We start from the raw sequence: 18282 nt of genomic DNA, 5'->3' as shown, positions 1-18282 counted from the left end.
GCAAGCCTATGTATGAATTTGCCTATTATAATATTCATTATTTTTGCAGTACTGTAATTTGGCTAATAAATTTAAGCGCTTTCTACCGATATATATAGCATCACGTTTTGTGATCTGCTTTATTTTGTTGTATGGAGGGCAGCATCAAGAGGAAGACCAGAGTACTCGTGAAAGTTGAGAGCAGCGTGAACTATTATCCATAGACGAGCTGGAGGGGTTTGAATGAGTAACCAACTATCGGACAGGACTAAAAAAGGAAAAGGTTTTAGAGATTTAAAGATCACGACAACGATGATCTCCATGATTATGATCAGCTTAGTGGGTTTGCTCATTGTATCGTTGGTAGGAGTTATCGGTATGTATCAAGCTAAAGAGGGTCAAGGTATTTTGTATACAGATCGCTTTCAACACCAGACGAATATTCTTGAGGTCAAAAGTGACTTTTATAACATGCGAGCCAATTATACAAAAATACTCGACAATAAGGAGTATACAGATAAACAGTATAAGCAGGTGCAGAAAGGAAAAAATAGCGTTACAACTGGGCTAAATGAATTTTCACAAAGGACATTGGATACTAAGGAACAGAAATTGTTTGAGGAACTACAGAGGAGTATAGACACGTATTTTCAGGACATCGAACAGATCATGGCCGTCAAAAAGAATACTGGAACCTATGACACAGAAGAGAGAGGCCGGATCAATAAATCTAGTACGGCCATTGTTACGATGCTGACTACGATTTCAGATTATAACAATGAGCAATCCGCCAACCTATATCAAAATACGCAAAACGAGATCAAAATGCGCACAATTGTTTTAATCACAGTTCTTGCTCTCGTGTTGGCTGTTCTGATCACAATCTCCTTTGCAGCCATTCGAAATATCCGTTCCCGGATGAGCACCATTACGAAATACTGTGAAGAGATTACCCAAGGAAATTTAACGACAGCACTTGATCCTGCCTTGCTCAAAGGAAATAATGAGATCGCTGTTATAGCTCGTGCCATTCAGCAAATGACAGATTCAACCTCAATGGTCATCACAGGGGTGATCAATGAGTCACATCAAATTAACCAACTGAGTGATCAGACGAATCATAATATGACAGATCTCAATGAGCGGATTCGCGATGTATCAGCCACGGTCGAACAGCTGTCAGCAGCTATGGAAGAGACTTCGGCATACACCGAAAATATGAACCATTCTGCGGAAGAAATGCAGCGGGCAGCAGAGTATATCTCGGTCAAAACTCAAGAAAGAGCTCAGTCTGCCTATGATACGAGTGTAAAAGCTGAAACATTGAAGCAGGCGGCTAGTCAATCCAATAAAGCGGCCAAAGAAATTTACCAAAAAGCTAATGAAAAGATGACGGAAGCGTTAGAGCGAGCCAAGGCAGTAGACCAGATTCGTATACTTTCTCAGTCTATCTTGGAAATTACGGCACAGACCAATTTGCTGGCCCTAAATGCATCCATTGAAGCAGCTCGTGCCGGTGAGTCAGGTCGAGGGTTTGCGGTTGTAGCTAACGAGATTCGTAAGTTGGCAGACGGCTCCAAACACGCGGTAGACCAAATTCAGAGTGTTACTCAAGAGGTTGTGCAGTCTGTAGAAAATCTGACTACCAATGCAGAAGAATTGCTGCACTTCCTGCAAGCCCAGGTAGGCAAGGATTATCAGCTGCTTGAGGATACAGCAGGGCAATATTACAATGATGCTGTTGAGCACACGAACACAGTCAATGATTTGAACGCCACCTCTAAGCAGGTAAATGAAACCATCCAAACCATGGTGAGAGCGATCCATGAGATTGCTACCGCCAGCGAACAGTCCGCCATATCTACCCAACACATTGCTGAGAATATGGTGTCTTCAACGGAAAAATCTCGTGAAGTGGCATACCAGTCTGATCAGGTGAAGGAAAGTGCAGCTCGACTAAATGAACTGGTTGCAGGCTTTAAAATTTAATGAGGACCATACGGTGTTGGTATTTAAATGAAGGGAGAAAAAAACGGCTGGGGAGCCGTAAGGAGGCTCCCTTTTGAACTTAATGAATTTATGGATAGTAAAAGAAAAGCCCTTTTTACAATCACAGATTACTTTATTAAGTTAGAAAGTAAAGCATGAAGTATAACACATTCATAGGATTCAAAGATGAATATATCAGTCTTAGAAAGATGGGAGATTATGAAAATTAATTATGATTTTCACGCATTATTAGATGACGTTGAATTTGAGGCGTTGGCAATAGATATTGTTCGAGTTCGAGAAAATTTAGAACCCAATGTATTTCGCAGATATCCTAAAGGTAGGGATGGAGGCATTGATGGGTATAGGTACAGTGATAATACTATTATTCAAGCAAAATGCTATAAAAATGATTTTAACATTTTGAAAGGAAGTTTGAAAAAAGAAGTATTAAAGTTGCGTAATTTGAAGCCGAGTCGATATATTTTAGTAACATCAGTTGGATTGAATAAAGAACAACAAAGGGGAATAATGGATTTATTTAAAGGATACATCCATTCTGATGAAGATATAATTGGTAGAATAGAACTAAATGAGTATCTTGCTGACCCAAAGTTTTCTATTATTCAATTAAAGTACAATAATTTATGGACGCCTAGTACAGTAGTTTTTGAACATATTTTAGAAAATATTATTTTGCGTGGACCCAATAATTTTAATCAATTTCACTTAAATGAAATGAAAAATAACGTTGAGTACTACATAAAAACGAAAGCTTATCATGAATCACTTGATATTATGGATTCACATAATTGTTTATTGGTATATGGTGAACCGGGAATTGGGAAAACGATGCTAGGTTTTAATATAGCGTTCCATTATTTGATGCAAAATGAGGAGCTTGATCTTTTTTTTACAGATACTATTGAAGATGTGTATAAATTTTATCGCTCAGATAAAAAGCAATTATTTATAGTAGATGACTTTTTAGGTGTAAATTACGTCAATAATCAGATCCAAAATGGTGAATCTAAAATTTATCGAATGCTTAAGAGCATTATTAGTGGAAATAATCATAAAATTGTATTGATTTCGAGAAAAAATATTCTTTTTGAAGGTATGAAATTATTACATGAGTTAAAGGTAATAATTCAAAATATGAGTGTTGAGTTATCTTCAACTAGCTTAGAAAGCTCAGACAAGATGAGGATATGTTGGAGTATTCTAAAAAAGTCAAACTTACAGTACAGTCTTTTGCACAGCATTGTAATAGTTTCTGACAAAATTATTAATCACGATAATTATAATCCCCGATTTATTAATGATGCGATCCATCTTCTTTCTAAAATAAAGCATGATGGTATGTATCCGGGAAAAATACTGTTGGAAACATTGAAGAATCCCAATGAAATTTATGAGAGAATGTATAATCACCTTCATGAGACTTCAAAAAGTGCAGTTTATCTTGGTGTATGTATGGCGATCTTTGGATATCCGGTTGAATTAAATATTTTAAGAAAATGCTACGGGAACTTACAAGAAAGTCTTCCTTGGGAAGAGTGGCAAAGTTTTGATGATGCTTTAGATCAATTGTCCGCCTCTTTTTGTTTCGTTAGAGATATGAATTTTATCAGAACATTGACAGGTATTGACTTTGAAGCAAAAAAAACAATTATAGGATTTAACAATCATAGCATGATGGAATTTTGGAGGCATTTAATATCGAAAAATTTGTCACTGTATGGGCTGAATCTTATTAAGAGTGTTAATTTAATGAATCCTATTTTGTTTTTCGCTCACAATTTACTTTTACTAAATTTAATTGATGAACATAATAATATGGAGTTTGAGCAGACAATTATTCCAGGAATTATTGATAGAATCGCTAAAGACTACGAACGTTTAGATTTTATCTACTCCAATGGAATCGAGGAATACTGTACAGATGATAGATTTACAGACTTTTATTTCTCTTCAGATTATACCAACAGTTACAATCTTAAATTAAGACAAATATTAGATTTGAATGAACAATATAACTCTCAAAAATTAAGGGATGTAATAGGAAAGTTAAAGGCGTTTTTTATTAATAGTTTGTTAAAAGATGACCGTCATGCACTTTCCGATGAAGAGAAGTATGGCGTTCCTAAGATTGTCAATAAGTTATTAAAGCAAGGGTTCGAAATCCCTGCTATGAAAGAGTTATTAGATGGCTATCGCTCTAAAATAAATTTTTTGAAATTTTACATCGTCTTTTATGAATTCAGAGATATATATGGTCAAGACTTTGACTGCTATCTCCAGGAAAACTACAATGAAATTTCTGATAAAATTATTTGGCTTATTGGGGATGATTATGACTTTTATGCATCCGATTATTTGGAAATTGAGATCGAGAATTTGTTATTCGGAGACGCTCCTGAAGCGATCCAATTATATAACGTACAGGTTAAAAAAGAATCCCTTAAGGCCATGAGAATATTGGAGAAAACTCTAAATTGGGACGGATATTCAGTAAAGTGGAATAGAATTCATTCTAACTTTGAAGAGACTACAAATCGTAATCCTAATAAAAGCCAAGTCGAATTTCATGAAGATGATGATATCTTTGTAGAAGAAACAAGTGAAAGGGATTTTATGGAGGAGTTGCTTCCCTATATACATAGGGATGATCAAGATAGTTGGGATTCTTTAATTAATTTAGCTGGAATAGTAAGCTGTGAAATTACTATCATGGATCGAGTTCAAGAAGATTTGTTCATGGGAAAATCTAAATGGAAAGGAACATATTATTCTACTGATCCGCTTTTTCTCGCGAAAATTGTTGATGAATATAAACGAGGTAATAGAATAGAGAATCAGATTCGCAATTTCTTCGACAACATGTTTAGTTCAATTCATTGTTCCGAATATGAAATTCTTACCAAGATTGCAGTTGCAGCGCAGGAACATAATGAAATGTATTTTAATCGGGATAATTTGAAACAATGGCTCAATATATCAAATGAAGAATGGAACTTGATTAAAGAGAGTAGCTACTTGGGGCATAATAATGGATGGTTGTATTTAATAGCCTCTGAGATTCAAGTTTATCTATTATGTAAGAATATTAATGACCATTCATATAATAAAGTCAAAATTTTGAGCTTGATTGACTGGATTATTAACGAGTCCGAATTTCATACTTATATTTATAATGTATTTTGTATTCTTGTTGAGTTTTTTGCGGATGAAAGTAAAAATTATTTTTTGGAAAGCATTCAATCTTTTATTGAGCACATAAAGGAACTGAATGGTACAGAACAATTGGCATTTGGTTTATCTTCTGTCTATACACTTCAAGAGATGAACGATAAAAAAGAAGTATCGAGTACAATTAAAAATTGGACTTTACTTAGGTTTTTAGAAATGTTAGAAGTAGAGTTTAATGAAGTGACTTCTGATTTGTCTTATGATTTATTTCAGAAGATCGCCACAAATAAGTATGAGACAGAATGTGCAATTGATTATGAATATTGCATAGCGCACCCAGAAAAGTTGGCTCCATTGCTTAACACTTCTTCAGTTGAACAAATTATAAAGGATGATCTAACTAAGATTGATAATTTCATCGAACAATATTTTTGATGAGTTTTCTTTATTTAAACAGCCAGCACCTTTGTAATAAGATGTTGGCTGTTTAATCACTATTTTGTCTAGCCCTATTTAAACAAGACTACAGTCATGCGTCCAAAGCCTGCAACTCTTCCTGTTCAGCCATTTGCATCAGCTTATAAATCTGCCGTGCTGTGTTCACATTCCGCACCGTCATTTGCTGATACAGCTTGGTGCCGACTAATTTCGTTAACCCGCTTTTTGTGACTTGTTCTTTGCTGACAGAAAACAGAACGGCCCCGGTCGTATAGATGACATGCCCAATACCCGGTTTTAAAGGAAGCTTGTCCAGAACGGAAATATCGTTAATTTCATCCCACAGAAACATTACATCACTTTTCATCTGTGTATCATTAGACCATTCATTCGGCAGTGCCTCTATAATGGTCTGAATCTCCTTCATATTACGAACAATGACACGGATGGGTAAGCTAAAATCCTCCAGAATCGCCTGTTCCAGTATGGACGATAACTCCTGGTTGGGCCGCTCCTGACTGGAAAAAATAATGTTTCCAGAATTAATGTAAGTCGTCACATGCCCCATACCTGCATGTTCAAACGTTTGCTTGAGCTTCTTCATCTCGATTTTGTTATTGCCGCCCACATTGATGCCCCGCAGTAATGCGATATAGATCATAAAAAGCCCCACCTCTCTTTAACAAATAGGATTTCTAACAAAAGGATAGGTAATTCAGCAAATACGTGGTTTGGTTTTCGCCCAACAAATGATGTAGCAATGGTTTTACGTGCTCGATATATTCTGCTTTGGTTTCGTATGTATCTTCATCTATCAATTCTCCCTTAAAGGTACAGGCACCTTCAATCAGGATGGAAAGAGCCGTAAAGAAGTTAGCTAAAGAGTCAGCAACTTGCTGCGCTGCGCCACCTTCAATTGCAGCATATACAGGGGAAGCAGGTGCGCTAGTATCGACAATGACTGGATCATCATTAAACGTGGCAATTACAACATGGTGGGAGGGCCACGAAGATGACTCATGAACAAGCTCTCCAGATGTAATGAAGCGATAGCCCAGCTGTTGGCGATATAAATGTTCTGGTGCGACAAAAAAGAGAACAGCAGCATCCCCGATTTCAACGGCTGCATTTTTTAATTTGTGTGTTCCCGCTGCCTTAGCATCGATCATTTCATAATGGCTATATAGGTACTCAAGCTCAGGGGATATAGGTATGCGGTTGTCCCAGCAATCTGTCAGGTTCTCCGTCCGGGGCTGGATGTCGTGGTCTTGGAACAGCCCGTAGGTTGCATTATACAGGTTTTGTTGTTGTACAAACCGGGTCAGAGCTTCGCTTAGCTGTTTCATAGGTGTTCATTCCTTTCTAATCGTAGGCTATGACCTTCGTCATAACGTTTCATTCCTAGCATAAAGATATCATAATATAGAAATGAAGAACATATGTTTCTGTATTTATACCGCCTTGCCAGTCGATCCAGATTAATTTTACAATATAGGAGTTCGAAAATAATGTTGCAAGGAGGAGAGAAATGTCATTTTCTAAAATATACGATTACAAATTAAGGGCCTATTTTAATGAGCGTATTTCTGAATTAAGTCATGAATATCTATTTTATTCTTATCCTGATCAAGAGCAAAATCTAAGAATACTAACCCTGAATATAAACGAGCAGAATTATGTTTCTCTAGTGCGATGGCATGATTTATTTGACAGGTCGCTATTTACAAAAATGAATCATCCCATTCTAAGCGTAGCAGATGCTGAACGTCTGATTCGATTGCTTTCGCTCATTTTTAACGTTTTTGATATACATAAAGATGCTGTTTATAGCCGAAAAAACTTATGTTGTTTTTATTATCAATATCAAGTTTCACATCTAGCAGAGAGAGGGAATGAATTCTCGCTTACTCAGGACAGGCTATTTTTTCTTCACCATCTCTTATTTGAACTGGGTTTAGGGGATGACATTTATGATCGTCTAACGATTGAAAATAATAAGATGATGTACAGGATGGAAGACGCACAACAGTATGATATGCATATTCTAATTGACATGTTGCATGAGCATATTAACAAAAATGAGATGGATATGGATACCCGGGCAGCGCTAGGAAAAATAAAAATTTTGCAAGGTCAGTTGGTCAGCTTCATCCTAGGCAGTCATGATGTATATGATTTTCCGTATGACGATTTCAACAAGCCGTTTGCAGAAGCAACGATGTTTATACAAGCCTATAACTCTAATAAAAATAGGGTATTAGAGGTGCTGATCGACTGTATCAATGAGCATCAATCTCCAACAGAGCAGTTCATCTCCACTATGATCTTGATGAATTATTCCTATTTTGTTCTCAAAAGTAATCCTAGCGAAATTACATATTTTAAATGTTTTTGCAAGAAAAAAACGGGAGTTTTTATAAAAGTATTGTCTGCATTGCTTGAACTCAGATTTTTTATTGATAAATCCAGCTTCACAAATACGGGTATAAATTATTATTTATCCAGATTAAAAGGGGTTAAATGATGCCATTCTCTCACGTTTCTTTACCTGATTTACCACAGACTATCGGACGTCTTACGGCCATTCATCCTGTAAAAGGTGGCTCTCACGGAAGCATAACCTTGCTGGCATTGAACACACAGGCAGAACTGTGGAGGCTAGAGCTTCGCTCTGGCAGTGCAGAATTATGCACACATATTTGTATTCCTGATTTTAATCCCCTGCAACCTGTCCAAATGGTGACCAGTCCTGACGGCAAGTACGTGGCGATCTCCAATCGATTTGGCCGACATGCGGCCGTGTATGATTTAGTCCATGCTCAAGAAAAAATGCAATTATCACGGGACGAATACCACTACGATAAAAGTATGTTTCCCCTGGCCTTTGTACATCAAGACGGTGCATGTATCCTTGTTCATGGGACGGAATGGAATCGGCTGGATCTGACGGATGTAGAAACGGGGAGGCTTTTGACAGCAAGACCTACCCCAGTTTATAACAGCGAAAATAAAGATGAGCATTATCTAGATTATTTTCATGGGAGGCTCCTGACTTCTCCAGAGGGAAAGTGGATTGCGGATACGGGATGGGTATGGGCTCCATTAGGAGTAGTCCGAACTTGGTCCTTATCTAATTGGCTGCTGAACTCATGGGAATCGGAGAATGGTCCGTCAGTTCGCCATCTTTGGCAAACCATAGATTGGGATGGGCCAGTGTGCTGGACAGGACCTGATAGATTGGCGGTTTGGGGACAGATGGATGCCGATTTACTGGAGGAGGAAGATTGGGGAGAGGAAGGAGTGGAACCGGCGGTTGTCCTATTCGATATGACTCAGCCCGGGTACCGACGCGTGCTTCCTGCAATCCCGCCTTTAAATTGTAAGCCTGAAGAAGACGGGATTTATCCATATCCCCAAGCGGATATGGTCGTTTCTGGCGACCGATTATTCTTATGGGGGAAAGGAGTCCCGCTTCAGGTATGGCGGCTTTCAAGAGGTGTGCGTGAAGATGTAGATACGGAGCGATTTCCACTCATTTACCATCAAGAGGCAGGAATTTTCATTGAATTAAAACCGGATAGCGGTTGTACAGCCTTAAGCTACGAATAAATGGCGTTACCGGATTTTCTTCCTTCCAGTGATATGGAAATATATGCATTAGCTATAACAATTATTAAAGGAGTGTACATCAAAATGGCACTGATCAAGGATCGTTTTTATGGAAGTCTCGCTGGACTGGCCGTGGGTGATGCTTTGGGAACCACTGTGGAATTCAGCAGTCCAGGTACATTTGAACCTGTAACGGATATCGTGGGCGGCGGTGTCTTTGGGTTAAAGCCGGGGCAGTGGACCGACGATACGTCTATGGCACTTTGTTTAGCCGAGAGTATGGTGCAAAAAGATAGCTTTGATCCAGCGGACCAAATGCGTCGCTACACCAATTGGTATCACCTGGGATATATGAGCAGCACGGGAACGTGCTTTGATATCGGCGGTGCGACGAGAGCAGCATTGCATCGCTTCGAGGCCACTGGAGAGCCGTACAGTGGGTCCGTTGACCCCATGACTGCTGGTAATGGCTCGATCATGAGGCTTGCACCTGTTGCCATGGCCTATGCGAACCGTCCGGAAGAGGCCGTGATGTACGCCGAACTGAGCTCGCGAACCACCCATGGAGCAGTCGAAAGTGTGGAGGCCTGTGCTGTGCTTGCTTCAATCCTTGTGGCAGGTCTGCGGGGAGCGGACAAAGAATCCATGTTATCAGCCGACATCTGCTATAAGTGGCGGCGGCAGGAACAGCCAGCTTATTCGGCAGCCATTGAAGAAATCATTCAGGGATCTTACAAGGATAAGGAGCCGCCCGAAATACAGGGAACCGGCTATGTCATTCGTTCCCTTGAGGCTGCGCTGTGGGCATTTCACCATTCGACTTCGTTTGAAGAGGGGGCACTGCTGGCCGTAAATCTGGGGGATGACGCCGATACGACCGGGGCGGTGTATGGGCAAATTGCAGGAGCTTATTACGGGCTAAGCGGTATCCCGAATCACTGGCGTGAGAAGCTGGCGATGAAGGATATGATCGATGAGCTGACTGAGGCTTTATGGCAGAAGGCCGACAAGGGCCAGACACTTTAAGAGGGACATCTATAAAGATCAAGCTGGGTTGCTTTTATTATGAGCAGAACCCGGCTTTTTTTGTTCCCAATATTTTTGCCGATGCCTCATCTCTTGGGATCACTATCCATATCGCCATACTTCCGCCCTCCTCAGTAGCATGTTGTTATGACAAAATGAAGTCCAGTACAAATCATACTTCACTTTACTGATCTTTCAGAGGAGGAACTACATTGTCACATCTAAATAAACAGCTTCATTCATTTGTCGATATTTCCAACTATACTAAAGGGTTTGAGATTGTTTCAACCCAATTTGGCCCTGATGGGCGCGTGTATATTTTGCTAATTGATAAAATCCCAGAACGAGTACGAGGGATGTTCCCGCCTGCCTCTCTTAAAGAGAGACGTACTTACAAGATACTCATTATAGACGATCATATTGAAGAAGTGTATGTGGAGGGACAGCAGTTTAACTATCATTATGTACAGCCTCTACATCATCATCTACTGCTCGTCGGAGCGCGTTGTCATTATTATGGAACCGGCCAATATGATTTAAATGGTAAAATTATTGATTATGAAGGCCGTACCATAAATGAACTACTGCTTGGAGACGGTATCCAGAGTGTTCAGGTTACAGGGGAAGGTACGATCTGGACCAGTTATTTTGATGAAGGTATATTTGGGAATTATGGTTGGAATGAGCCTGTGGGGTCCTCCGGCCTTGTCGCCTGGAATAAAGAAGGACACAAAATATATGAAAACCAAGCGGCAGACATTCATGATTGCTATGCTTTGAACGTGGTCAGCGAACAGGAAATCTGGTTTTATTACTATTCAGACTTTTCGTTAGGGCGTATTTCCGGTAGCGACCGTACGAATATTACGTTTATGAATCCGAGCATTTCCGGCTGCTCCGGGGTGGCTACAGATGGGTATCACTTTTTGTTCGATGGCGGGTATGGAAAGAACGGACAATATGTCTTGAAAAAGAATGTGAAGCCAGGCAACTTAAGCAAAGGACAACACATTCGATTTTTAAATGACGATCAAGAGTTCCTTCAGCCGCACGAACAGGATTTCAGAAAAGACCGCCTGCTGCTCCGAGAAGGTTCTCTGCTGTATCAGGTGACTATAGGAGAGTTAGCGTAAAAACCCACGTCAGACGTGGGTTTTTCTTTAACACCAAAAATGCTTATTCATACGTTTTTACAAGCTCATTCAGGGAGGTAATGGTGCTTCCTTCTCCAATAGCACCGAATCTCCACTCCCCTCCATAGCGGTATACTTCACCTACACGGATACTACACCTCCCTTTATAGTCCTCTGTCAAGTTGTATCGGAGAATCTCTTCATCTTGGGACGCATCCAATACTCGAATATAAGCATTGTTCACCATACTGAAATCTTTACGTCTACCAAAGCTGAAAAAACGGAATATATTCACAATAAATACGACTCTATGCACTTCCGGTGGTAGTTGCTGGAGGGAGACGGTAATGACTTCATCATCACCGTCGCCATGTCCTGTCAAGTTGTCACCACTATGTACGACGGCCCCACAAGGGCTATTTTTGTTTCCGAAATATACTAGATTTTTCGTCTGGGTCAGCTTGACGTTCTCATTAAGAAGCAGCGCTGACGCATCAATATCCATGCTTCTACCCTTCATAGGGTCCCATCCAAGGCCTACTTTTAGCACGGATAAGTATGGATTATTTTTGGTTAGGTCTACCTTCTGTCCTTTAACTAGACTAATACTCAACGTTATGCCTCCCTATCATTATTTTCGTTCTACTCTGAAATTGTAGCATATATATAGAAGGATATAATCTATTCGTAACTTCACAGACTTTATTCCGTATAAAGATAAAAACATGATCCAAATTCGTTCCCTCAGGGAGAAATGCAACCATGTTTAACAAAATGAGAAGTTGAGGTAATGCATCATATGAATGAAAAATTTCAAGCCGATACAGGATATCAGCTGGCTGAACAGAAGGCGCTTCAGTATTTTGCATCACTCTATAATCAGGTCAAGAATAAAACTTATGTGACCTCTCTTACAGAAGATATCCATATATGGAAAAGGAATCATATCCATTCTTCTTCATGGTTATCCTTCTTTTCGCGGAATAAGAGAAAGCCGGATACCCGGGATGACTACAGATATATTCAATGGCTGAGTTACACAGGGAAACTGGATGATTATCTGAAGCGGAGTGTCTCTTATATTTACATGAGGGATCTAGGCAAGGCTCTAGATTCTGTCGACACACAGACCCGGATTCAGCGCGTCATTGCTGACGTAAAAAGATATTTGCTTCAACCCACCCATGCTAACAGGAGAGATCAAGCGGAGTTTATGAATTTAGCCGGGGTGTATCGGTGGTCTCAAAAGGAAGGGATCGAAACCACTGTAATCTGGCTAATCAACAAGCTTAACTCTGTAGCTTCTCATATTCCTGAGGAAATGGATGCAGAGCATGCCCAGCGCAAACTGATTAAAATCATCATTGGGGTTATTCTGCATGTGATGGAAGAAATGGACGAAGCCGTGTCACCTGTTGAACGTTCGCGCAGACTGGATAAAGCCATCAGGCTTGGGTATTCCTATGGGTTGACTTATCCTTTTATTGATGATCTGCTCGATTCTCAGCTGTTGACCGTTCAAGAGAAAGAACAATATTCCCATATGATACGTACCGCGCTTCTTACCGGATCTGTGCCAGAACTGGGCGACTGGTCCGGCGATCATATGAAGTTCATTCGCTATATCCATTCGGAGCTCTCGGATGCTTTTGAGTATATTAAGGCACATCAGCGGCCAGACACACAGCAAACCTTTTTCGAGCAGTCCTATGTTTTCTTTCATTCTCAAGATATCGACCGGGATAAGGATCTAACACGAGCTAATTACACCAATGAAGAGCTTTATATACCCGTTATTTTAAAATCTGCTTCTTCCCGTTTGATTGTCCGTTCCGTGATTAGTGCTCCTGAGGATGGAGGGTTTGAGCAACGAACATTCTATTATGGTATCTATAACCAGCTTGCTGATGATTTTGCAGATATGGCCGACGATATGAGGGACGGTGCGGTAACACCCTATACCTATTATTTAAAATATCATCATCAAAGATCGGATTTGATCAATCCCTTCGAACTATACTGGGCGGTCATTTCGAATTTGATCCATAACGTATATGACTCGGATGCTATGGCTCGCGAGGTGATACTGGACCGTGCAATAAATGGACTCAAACGTTATAAAGAACGGGTAGGTGCAGAAAAGTACAATGAAATAATGGAGATTTTTGCATCTGGAAATCCTGAATTTAATCGTCTCATTCAGAAGATGGTAGGCAAAGCAGAGGATGTAGATTTCTTCGATAAGCTGCTTCGGGACCAGATGATTACCCATCTGAAAAACGATTCAAGGGAAAAAGAAGACTTTATGAATATGGTCAAAACAGTCCGTGACCAGATTAACAACCAATTGAAAATTACCAAGCCTTCTGGGATCGAGGCCATGAAAGAACATCTTATTGATGCTGCCAATTATAGTCTTGAGGGGGATGGGAAAAGGATACGTCCTATATTGACCTGGGTCATGGGTGTGAATGAATATGGCTTAGACGCTTCGGCAATCGTGCCTCTTCTAAGATCATTGGAATATATGCATACAGCCTCCCTGATTTTTGATGATTTGCCTTCCCAGGATAACGCGTCTACCCGTAGAGGGCGTCAGACATTACATCAGGTGCACAATAGCGCTACTGCGGAATTAACCGGACTATATCTGATCCAGAAGGCTATCGGGGAACAATCGTCACTGAACCAATTCAATGCTGAGACTGTACTTGCCTTGATACAATATTCGGCTCGTAAGGCAGAGGATATGTGTATGGGGCAGGCGATGGATCTGGATTCCAAAGGAAAGGCTTTGACATTGGAACAGCTGAATATGATGTGCTTTTACAAAACAGGAGTGGCGTTCGAGGCTTGTCTCGTTATGCCAGCCATGCTCGCACAGGCCGAGGAGCTGGAGATTGCTGCTTTGCAGAAATTTGCCTATCATATGGGAATTGCTTTTCAGATTAAAGATGATTTGCTTGATGTGGAAGGAGATACGCTGTTACTTGGAAAACCTGTGGGTCAGGATTCAGATAACAATAACTCGAATTTCGTGTCCATCCTTGGTTACGAAGGTGCCAGTAAAGAAATGTGGGAGCACTACTGCCTTGCCATGGAAGCATTAAAAGAGGTGCCACGCAATATCGCTTTTCTGAAGCACTTAATGAATTATATTGTGAACCGGGATCGTTAAAAAGAATTGTGCCCCATAGCTCCATAGGAGTGGTGGGGTGTTTGTACGTTGAGACAGTAGAGTTGCTCATACTTCCTTGCCCCTCTTTGGTGATCATCTAATGTAACGCAGATACGTCTGGATAAACAAGCAAAGATGTGAATATCTGGTGACTTCAGTACCGTATTTTGTCCGTTACGGCGCGTTCTACATTATAATGTTTAAAAACGGACAAGGAGATGAACTCCAGATGAAAAAAGGAATCTTGGTCGCTTCAGGGTTGGTTGTTGCGGCATTGGGCACGTACCTGATTGCAGGAAATATGCAGAAAGAAGGAGCGGACAAGCTCGGGACAACAGATATCAAGCAATTGGTGCATGATTTCAGCGCAGGCAAGGGAACAGGTCAATCCGCTTCCATTAATTCCAGTCAGTTAATTGTTAATGGAGACAATGCCCAACCCATAACTTATAATTTGCCTGACAACGAGTTTTTTGTTTCGATTGCGCCATATGTAGAAGAGACCCACCCTTGTGCAACTCATAGTCTAACCGGCTGCCAAGGCGAAATAAAAAACGGAGAATTCAATGTGACCGTTCACGACTCCGAAGGGAATGTCATCATGGAGAATGCTGCCATGAAATCACAACCCAATGGTTTTATTGATCTATGGCTGCCGAGGGATAAAACCTACCGCATTAGCGTCAATCATGAAGGTAAAACGGCTGAAACTGAATTCTCTACATATGAGAAAAACGATACGTGTATCACAACGATGCAGCTAGGCTAATGATAGAGAATAATGGGGTTGAGCTTACTGATCGCTCGTACACTTTAAGTCCACATAACCCTGCGTTCATACATAGCTTTTAGTAAAGAGCCTACGTCTGACGGAGGCTCTTTGTGCTGCCCTAATCTTTTGCTGGAGTTGCGGAACAGGTTAGGTGGGAATCTATGAGGAATCAGATAGCGAAACTTTAAATTGTATATACTAAAAACCTATTGAAATAGCTGCAAACTTCCGACATATTATCTAAGAGCTTTTCGCTCAATATTCCTCGGGGAGATGGCAGCATGTCACAAAATATGAAGAAGCGCGTATCCAGATCATCCAGCATCGCGAACACATTGGCCATGGTCTTGTTAGTTATTATCGTTGTCGTCTTTGCAATCTTGGGGACGTTCATGTTTGCAAGCACGCGAAGCATACTTGTCAAGCAGCAAGAGGCCATGCTCCAGACCAAGACGCAGGCCACCGTTAGTCAATTCGATGCGTTGTTTAAGGAAAAGGGTTCGCTAGTCAAGCAAATGTCAACCAACACTTTGTTTAGACAATATATAGAAACCACCGAATCAGCAGAGATGGCGAAAACTTCTCCACATGCTGCGGCAACTCAAGCGACTCTGGCAGCGATTGTCAAGGAAGAGCCATCTTTTGCCGACGCCTGGATTGCAGGAATACATGGTAAAGGCTTCTTTCTTCAGAACGATGGTGCTGCTTCCAAGCCGGATTTCGATATCCATTCGCGTCCGTACTTCAAGCCAGCTGTTGAAGCAGACGGTTTGTACTACTCAGAACCCTATAAGGACGTCAATACAGGGAATGTGGTCATGGGCATCTTCTATCCGATCAAAGATAGCAGCAACCAATTAATCGGCTTTGCAGCTGTGGATATTGCATTCAAAGACATCCCCGCCGTTATGCAAAGCTATTCGCTTGGAAGCACAGGTTATTCGATTCTTGCATCCAAAACAGGTGATATTTTGTATCACCCTGATCAAAATAAAGTGCTGAAAGAAAAGATTAACGAAAGCACAGGTGATCTTGGCGAGATCAGTAAGAAAATGATTGCTGGCGAGTCTGGAGTACAGCTCATTAATGATAATGGCGAACGTCGCTACATTGGGTATGCAACCAGCAAAGATACAGGATGGTCCGTAGGCTTAACCATTTCTGAACAAGAGGCGCTCTCAGAATTAAGAACCTTTACCTGGATTACGATTGGCGGTTTTGCCGCAGCCACTATTCTGTTGGTTGTAATCTGTTATATAACGCTCCGTTACCTGTTGAGATCCATTCCGAAATTGCTTGCCAAAATCAAGCTGATTGAAAATGGAGATTTGACCGTTCCGTTTGATACGAATTCCCATAACGAAATCGGGCAAATTTCTCAAGGGGTTCACAATATGGTTCAAAAAATTCAAGGCATGCTCCAAATGGTAGGCGGCTCAGCTCAAGTCTTGAATCAGTCTTCAAATGATTTGCAATCCATTTCTTCCAGAACCGCAATCACGATGAACGATACGGCGACAGCAATTAATGAAATAGCCAATGCAACGAACTACCAATCCATCGAAACGGATAACATTTTACAAAAAACTGGAGCCTTATCCGGCCAAATTGACGAAATTGCCAATGATGCCAAAACCATCGAAACGATGGTGCAAACCTCTGCCGAACAAAGCGGACAAGGGCTTGCAGTAGTTGATCAGCTATCCAAATGGGCGGAAGAAAATCATAACTCCACCCAAGCGATGTCGGCTATCATTCAGGATATCGATCTGAGCCGTCATGAGATTTCAGGCATTGTGGATACGGTCAACCAAATTGCAACACAGACCAACCTACTGGCGCTCAATGCTTCTATTGAAGCTGCGCGTGCAGGAGAACAGGGCAAAGGGTTTGCTGTGGTTGCCGGGGAGGTTCGCAAGCTGGCTGAGCAGACGGCACTAGCGACACAGGAAATCTACAAGAAGGTCCGTGTGATTGAAGAAAAAACCAGTGTATCGGTTGAGCATACCGTTCATGGTCTGAAAATTGCAGAAGAAAATGCCAGATCGGTAGAGGACACGAAGCAGGTGTTCTTTAGCATTAACAAGGATTTGGAAGATTTGAAATTACGAATGATCCAGATCAGCACCAACACCTCCAAAGTCCACAAGCACAAAGATGAGATTTTGCAGGCGCTGGAGATCATCTCTTCCACCACCGAAGAGAATTCCGCTTCAACCGAAGAGGTCAGCGCTAGCACGCAGGAACAATTGGAGAGCTTCGAACAGGTTGCTGATCTATCCAAACAATTAAACCAATTGTCCACTAAGCTGCAAGACGAATTAAAGCAGTTTAAGGTTGAGTAACAAGTCTACTAGGCATGATATTGGCTAAATATACAGCAAAGCCCGCGTTCAGCGGGCTTTTTAGCTTCAACAGCTGTTGTGGGGTAGAGGGCATGGTAGCTGGTGCGGGATACAGATAGACCATACGTATAAACTGAAATATTAGCGGGGTGAAGATATGAATTGCTTTGAAAAAAATATGGTGTCCGTCTGGTACGGTCACTTTGCCTCTGAAGATGAGTTGTTTGAATATGTTGAGATCAAATACCCGGAAGATGAGAATGAGAATATTTTTAGCGGTTTTTTAAATGATCATAAAATAGATGATTTTGACGAAGATTTTGCTGAAGGAGTCTTTCTGGTTGATGGGTCAGATGATGGTATAAAAGATGTTTCCTATGTTGATTCTTTTTTATCTCCACTATTAAATGACTTAAGTAAAGTAGATGGTAAATATAATTCGTTGTTCTTTATATATGATTGTAATACAAGCGGTTTATCTGAAAAAAATGGCGAGGAACTACGCTTTTTAGCCGCATATCCTTATTCAAAAGATTAACGGTTACACTATTCTTTTGTCTTCGGAGTCTCATTCCAAGTAATTATGATAATGAAAATTGAACTTAAAGGATCAATAATTTG

13 protein-coding genes are annotated in these 18282 nt (G+C 40.7%); 10 read left to right on the top strand and 3 right to left on the bottom strand.

Annotated elements, in window-relative coordinates; genetic code table 11:
* Positions 1–222 precede the first annotated feature (222 nt).
* Complete coding sequence (locus NSQ57_RS17300; protein WP_069010522.1) at positions 223–1968, top strand: methyl-accepting chemotaxis protein; 1746 nt, start codon at positions 223–225, stop codon at positions 1966–1968.
* A 219-nt stretch (positions 1969–2187) separates the two neighbouring features.
* A complete protein-coding gene (locus NSQ57_RS17295) occupies positions 2188–5595 on the top strand; it encodes a hypothetical protein (protein ID WP_342425069.1) in 3408 nt (1135 codons plus the stop codon).
* A gap of 94 nt (positions 5596–5689) precedes the next feature.
* Here the strand turns inward: NSQ57_RS17295 and NSQ57_RS17290 are convergent, their stop codons facing one another.
* Both NSQ57_RS17290 and NSQ57_RS17285 read right to left on the bottom strand, forming a co-directional pair.
* On the bottom strand, positions 5690–6259 hold the full coding sequence (locus NSQ57_RS17290; RefSeq protein ID WP_342425068.1) for a DUF1697 domain-containing protein: 570 nt from the start codon (positions 6257–6259) through the stop codon (positions 5690–5692).
* A 34-nt stretch (positions 6260–6293) separates the two neighbouring features.
* On the bottom strand, positions 6294–6944 hold the full coding sequence (locus NSQ57_RS17285; RefSeq protein ID WP_318627423.1) for a hypothetical protein: 651 nt from the start codon (positions 6942–6944) through the stop codon (positions 6294–6296).
* A 182-nt stretch (positions 6945–7126) separates the two neighbouring features.
* On the opposite strand from NSQ57_RS17285, the gene NSQ57_RS17280 reads away from it, so the two are divergent.
* The 4 genes from NSQ57_RS17280 (at position 7127) to NSQ57_RS17265 (ending at position 11366) form a co-directional block, all read left to right on the top strand.
* A complete protein-coding gene (locus NSQ57_RS17280) occupies positions 7127–8122 on the top strand; it encodes a hypothetical protein (protein ID WP_209950147.1) in 996 nt (331 codons plus the stop codon).
* Complete coding sequence (locus NSQ57_RS17275) at positions 8122–9207, top strand: hypothetical protein (protein WP_341071043.1); 1086 nt, start codon at positions 8122–8124, stop codon at positions 9205–9207. The genes NSQ57_RS17280 and NSQ57_RS17275 overlap by 1 nt, the downstream gene beginning before the upstream one ends.
* A gap of 84 nt (positions 9208–9291) precedes the next feature.
* Positions 9292–10233, top strand: coding sequence for an ADP-ribosylglycohydrolase family protein (locus tag NSQ57_RS17270; RefSeq protein ID WP_165149787.1), 942 nt, complete (start codon positions 9292–9294; stop codon positions 10231–10233).
* 212 nt (positions 10234–10445) lie between these two features.
* Positions 10446–11366, top strand: coding sequence for a hypothetical protein (locus NSQ57_RS17265; RefSeq protein WP_165149789.1), 921 nt, complete (start codon positions 10446–10448; stop codon positions 11364–11366).
* A 43-nt stretch (positions 11367–11409) separates the two neighbouring features.
* Here the strand turns inward: NSQ57_RS17265 and NSQ57_RS17260 are convergent, their stop codons facing one another.
* Positions 11410–11979: a TerD family protein gene (locus NSQ57_RS17260; RefSeq protein WP_342425067.1), complete on the bottom strand. Its 570-nt coding sequence runs from the start codon at positions 11977–11979 to the stop codon at positions 11410–11412.
* 177 nt (positions 11980–12156) lie between these two features.
* On the opposite strand from NSQ57_RS17260, the gene NSQ57_RS17255 reads away from it, so the two are divergent.
* The 4 genes from NSQ57_RS17255 to NSQ57_RS17240 all read left to right on the top strand — a co-directional run bounded on the left by NSQ57_RS17255 (position 12157) and on the right by NSQ57_RS17240 (position 18199).
* The gene (locus tag NSQ57_RS17255; RefSeq protein WP_342425066.1) at positions 12157–14544 is read left to right on the top strand and encodes a polyprenyl synthetase family protein; all 2388 of its coding nucleotides are present in this window, start codon (positions 12157–12159) and stop codon (positions 14542–14544) included.
* Between the two features lie 229 nt (positions 14545–14773).
* Positions 14774–15313 (top strand): CueP family metal-binding protein, encoded by a 540-nt coding sequence (locus NSQ57_RS17250; RefSeq protein WP_165149793.1) that lies wholly within the window; start codon positions 14774–14776, stop codon positions 15311–15313.
* A 284-nt stretch (positions 15314–15597) separates the two neighbouring features.
* Positions 15598–17661 carry a methyl-accepting chemotaxis protein gene (locus NSQ57_RS17245; RefSeq protein ID WP_342425065.1) on the top strand — a complete coding sequence of 688 codons (2064 nt, stop codon included), beginning with the start codon at positions 15598–15600 and terminating at the stop codon, positions 17659–17661.
* Positions 17662–17818: 157 nt separating this feature from the next.
* The gene (locus NSQ57_RS17240) at positions 17819–18199 is read left to right on the top strand and encodes an immunity 22 family protein (protein WP_340932795.1); all 381 of its coding nucleotides are present in this window, start codon (positions 17819–17821) and stop codon (positions 18197–18199) included.
* The last annotated feature ends 83 nt before the right edge of the window (positions 18200–18282 follow it).

The organism is Paenibacillus sp. FSL L8-0502 (genome assembly GCF_038593055.1).
Classification (GTDB): domain Bacteria; phylum Bacillota; class Bacilli; order Paenibacillales; family Paenibacillaceae; genus Paenibacillus; species Paenibacillus polymyxa_D.
Note: the sequence above shows the minus strand (reverse complement) of the source record. Positions and strands in the feature narration are given on the sequence as shown.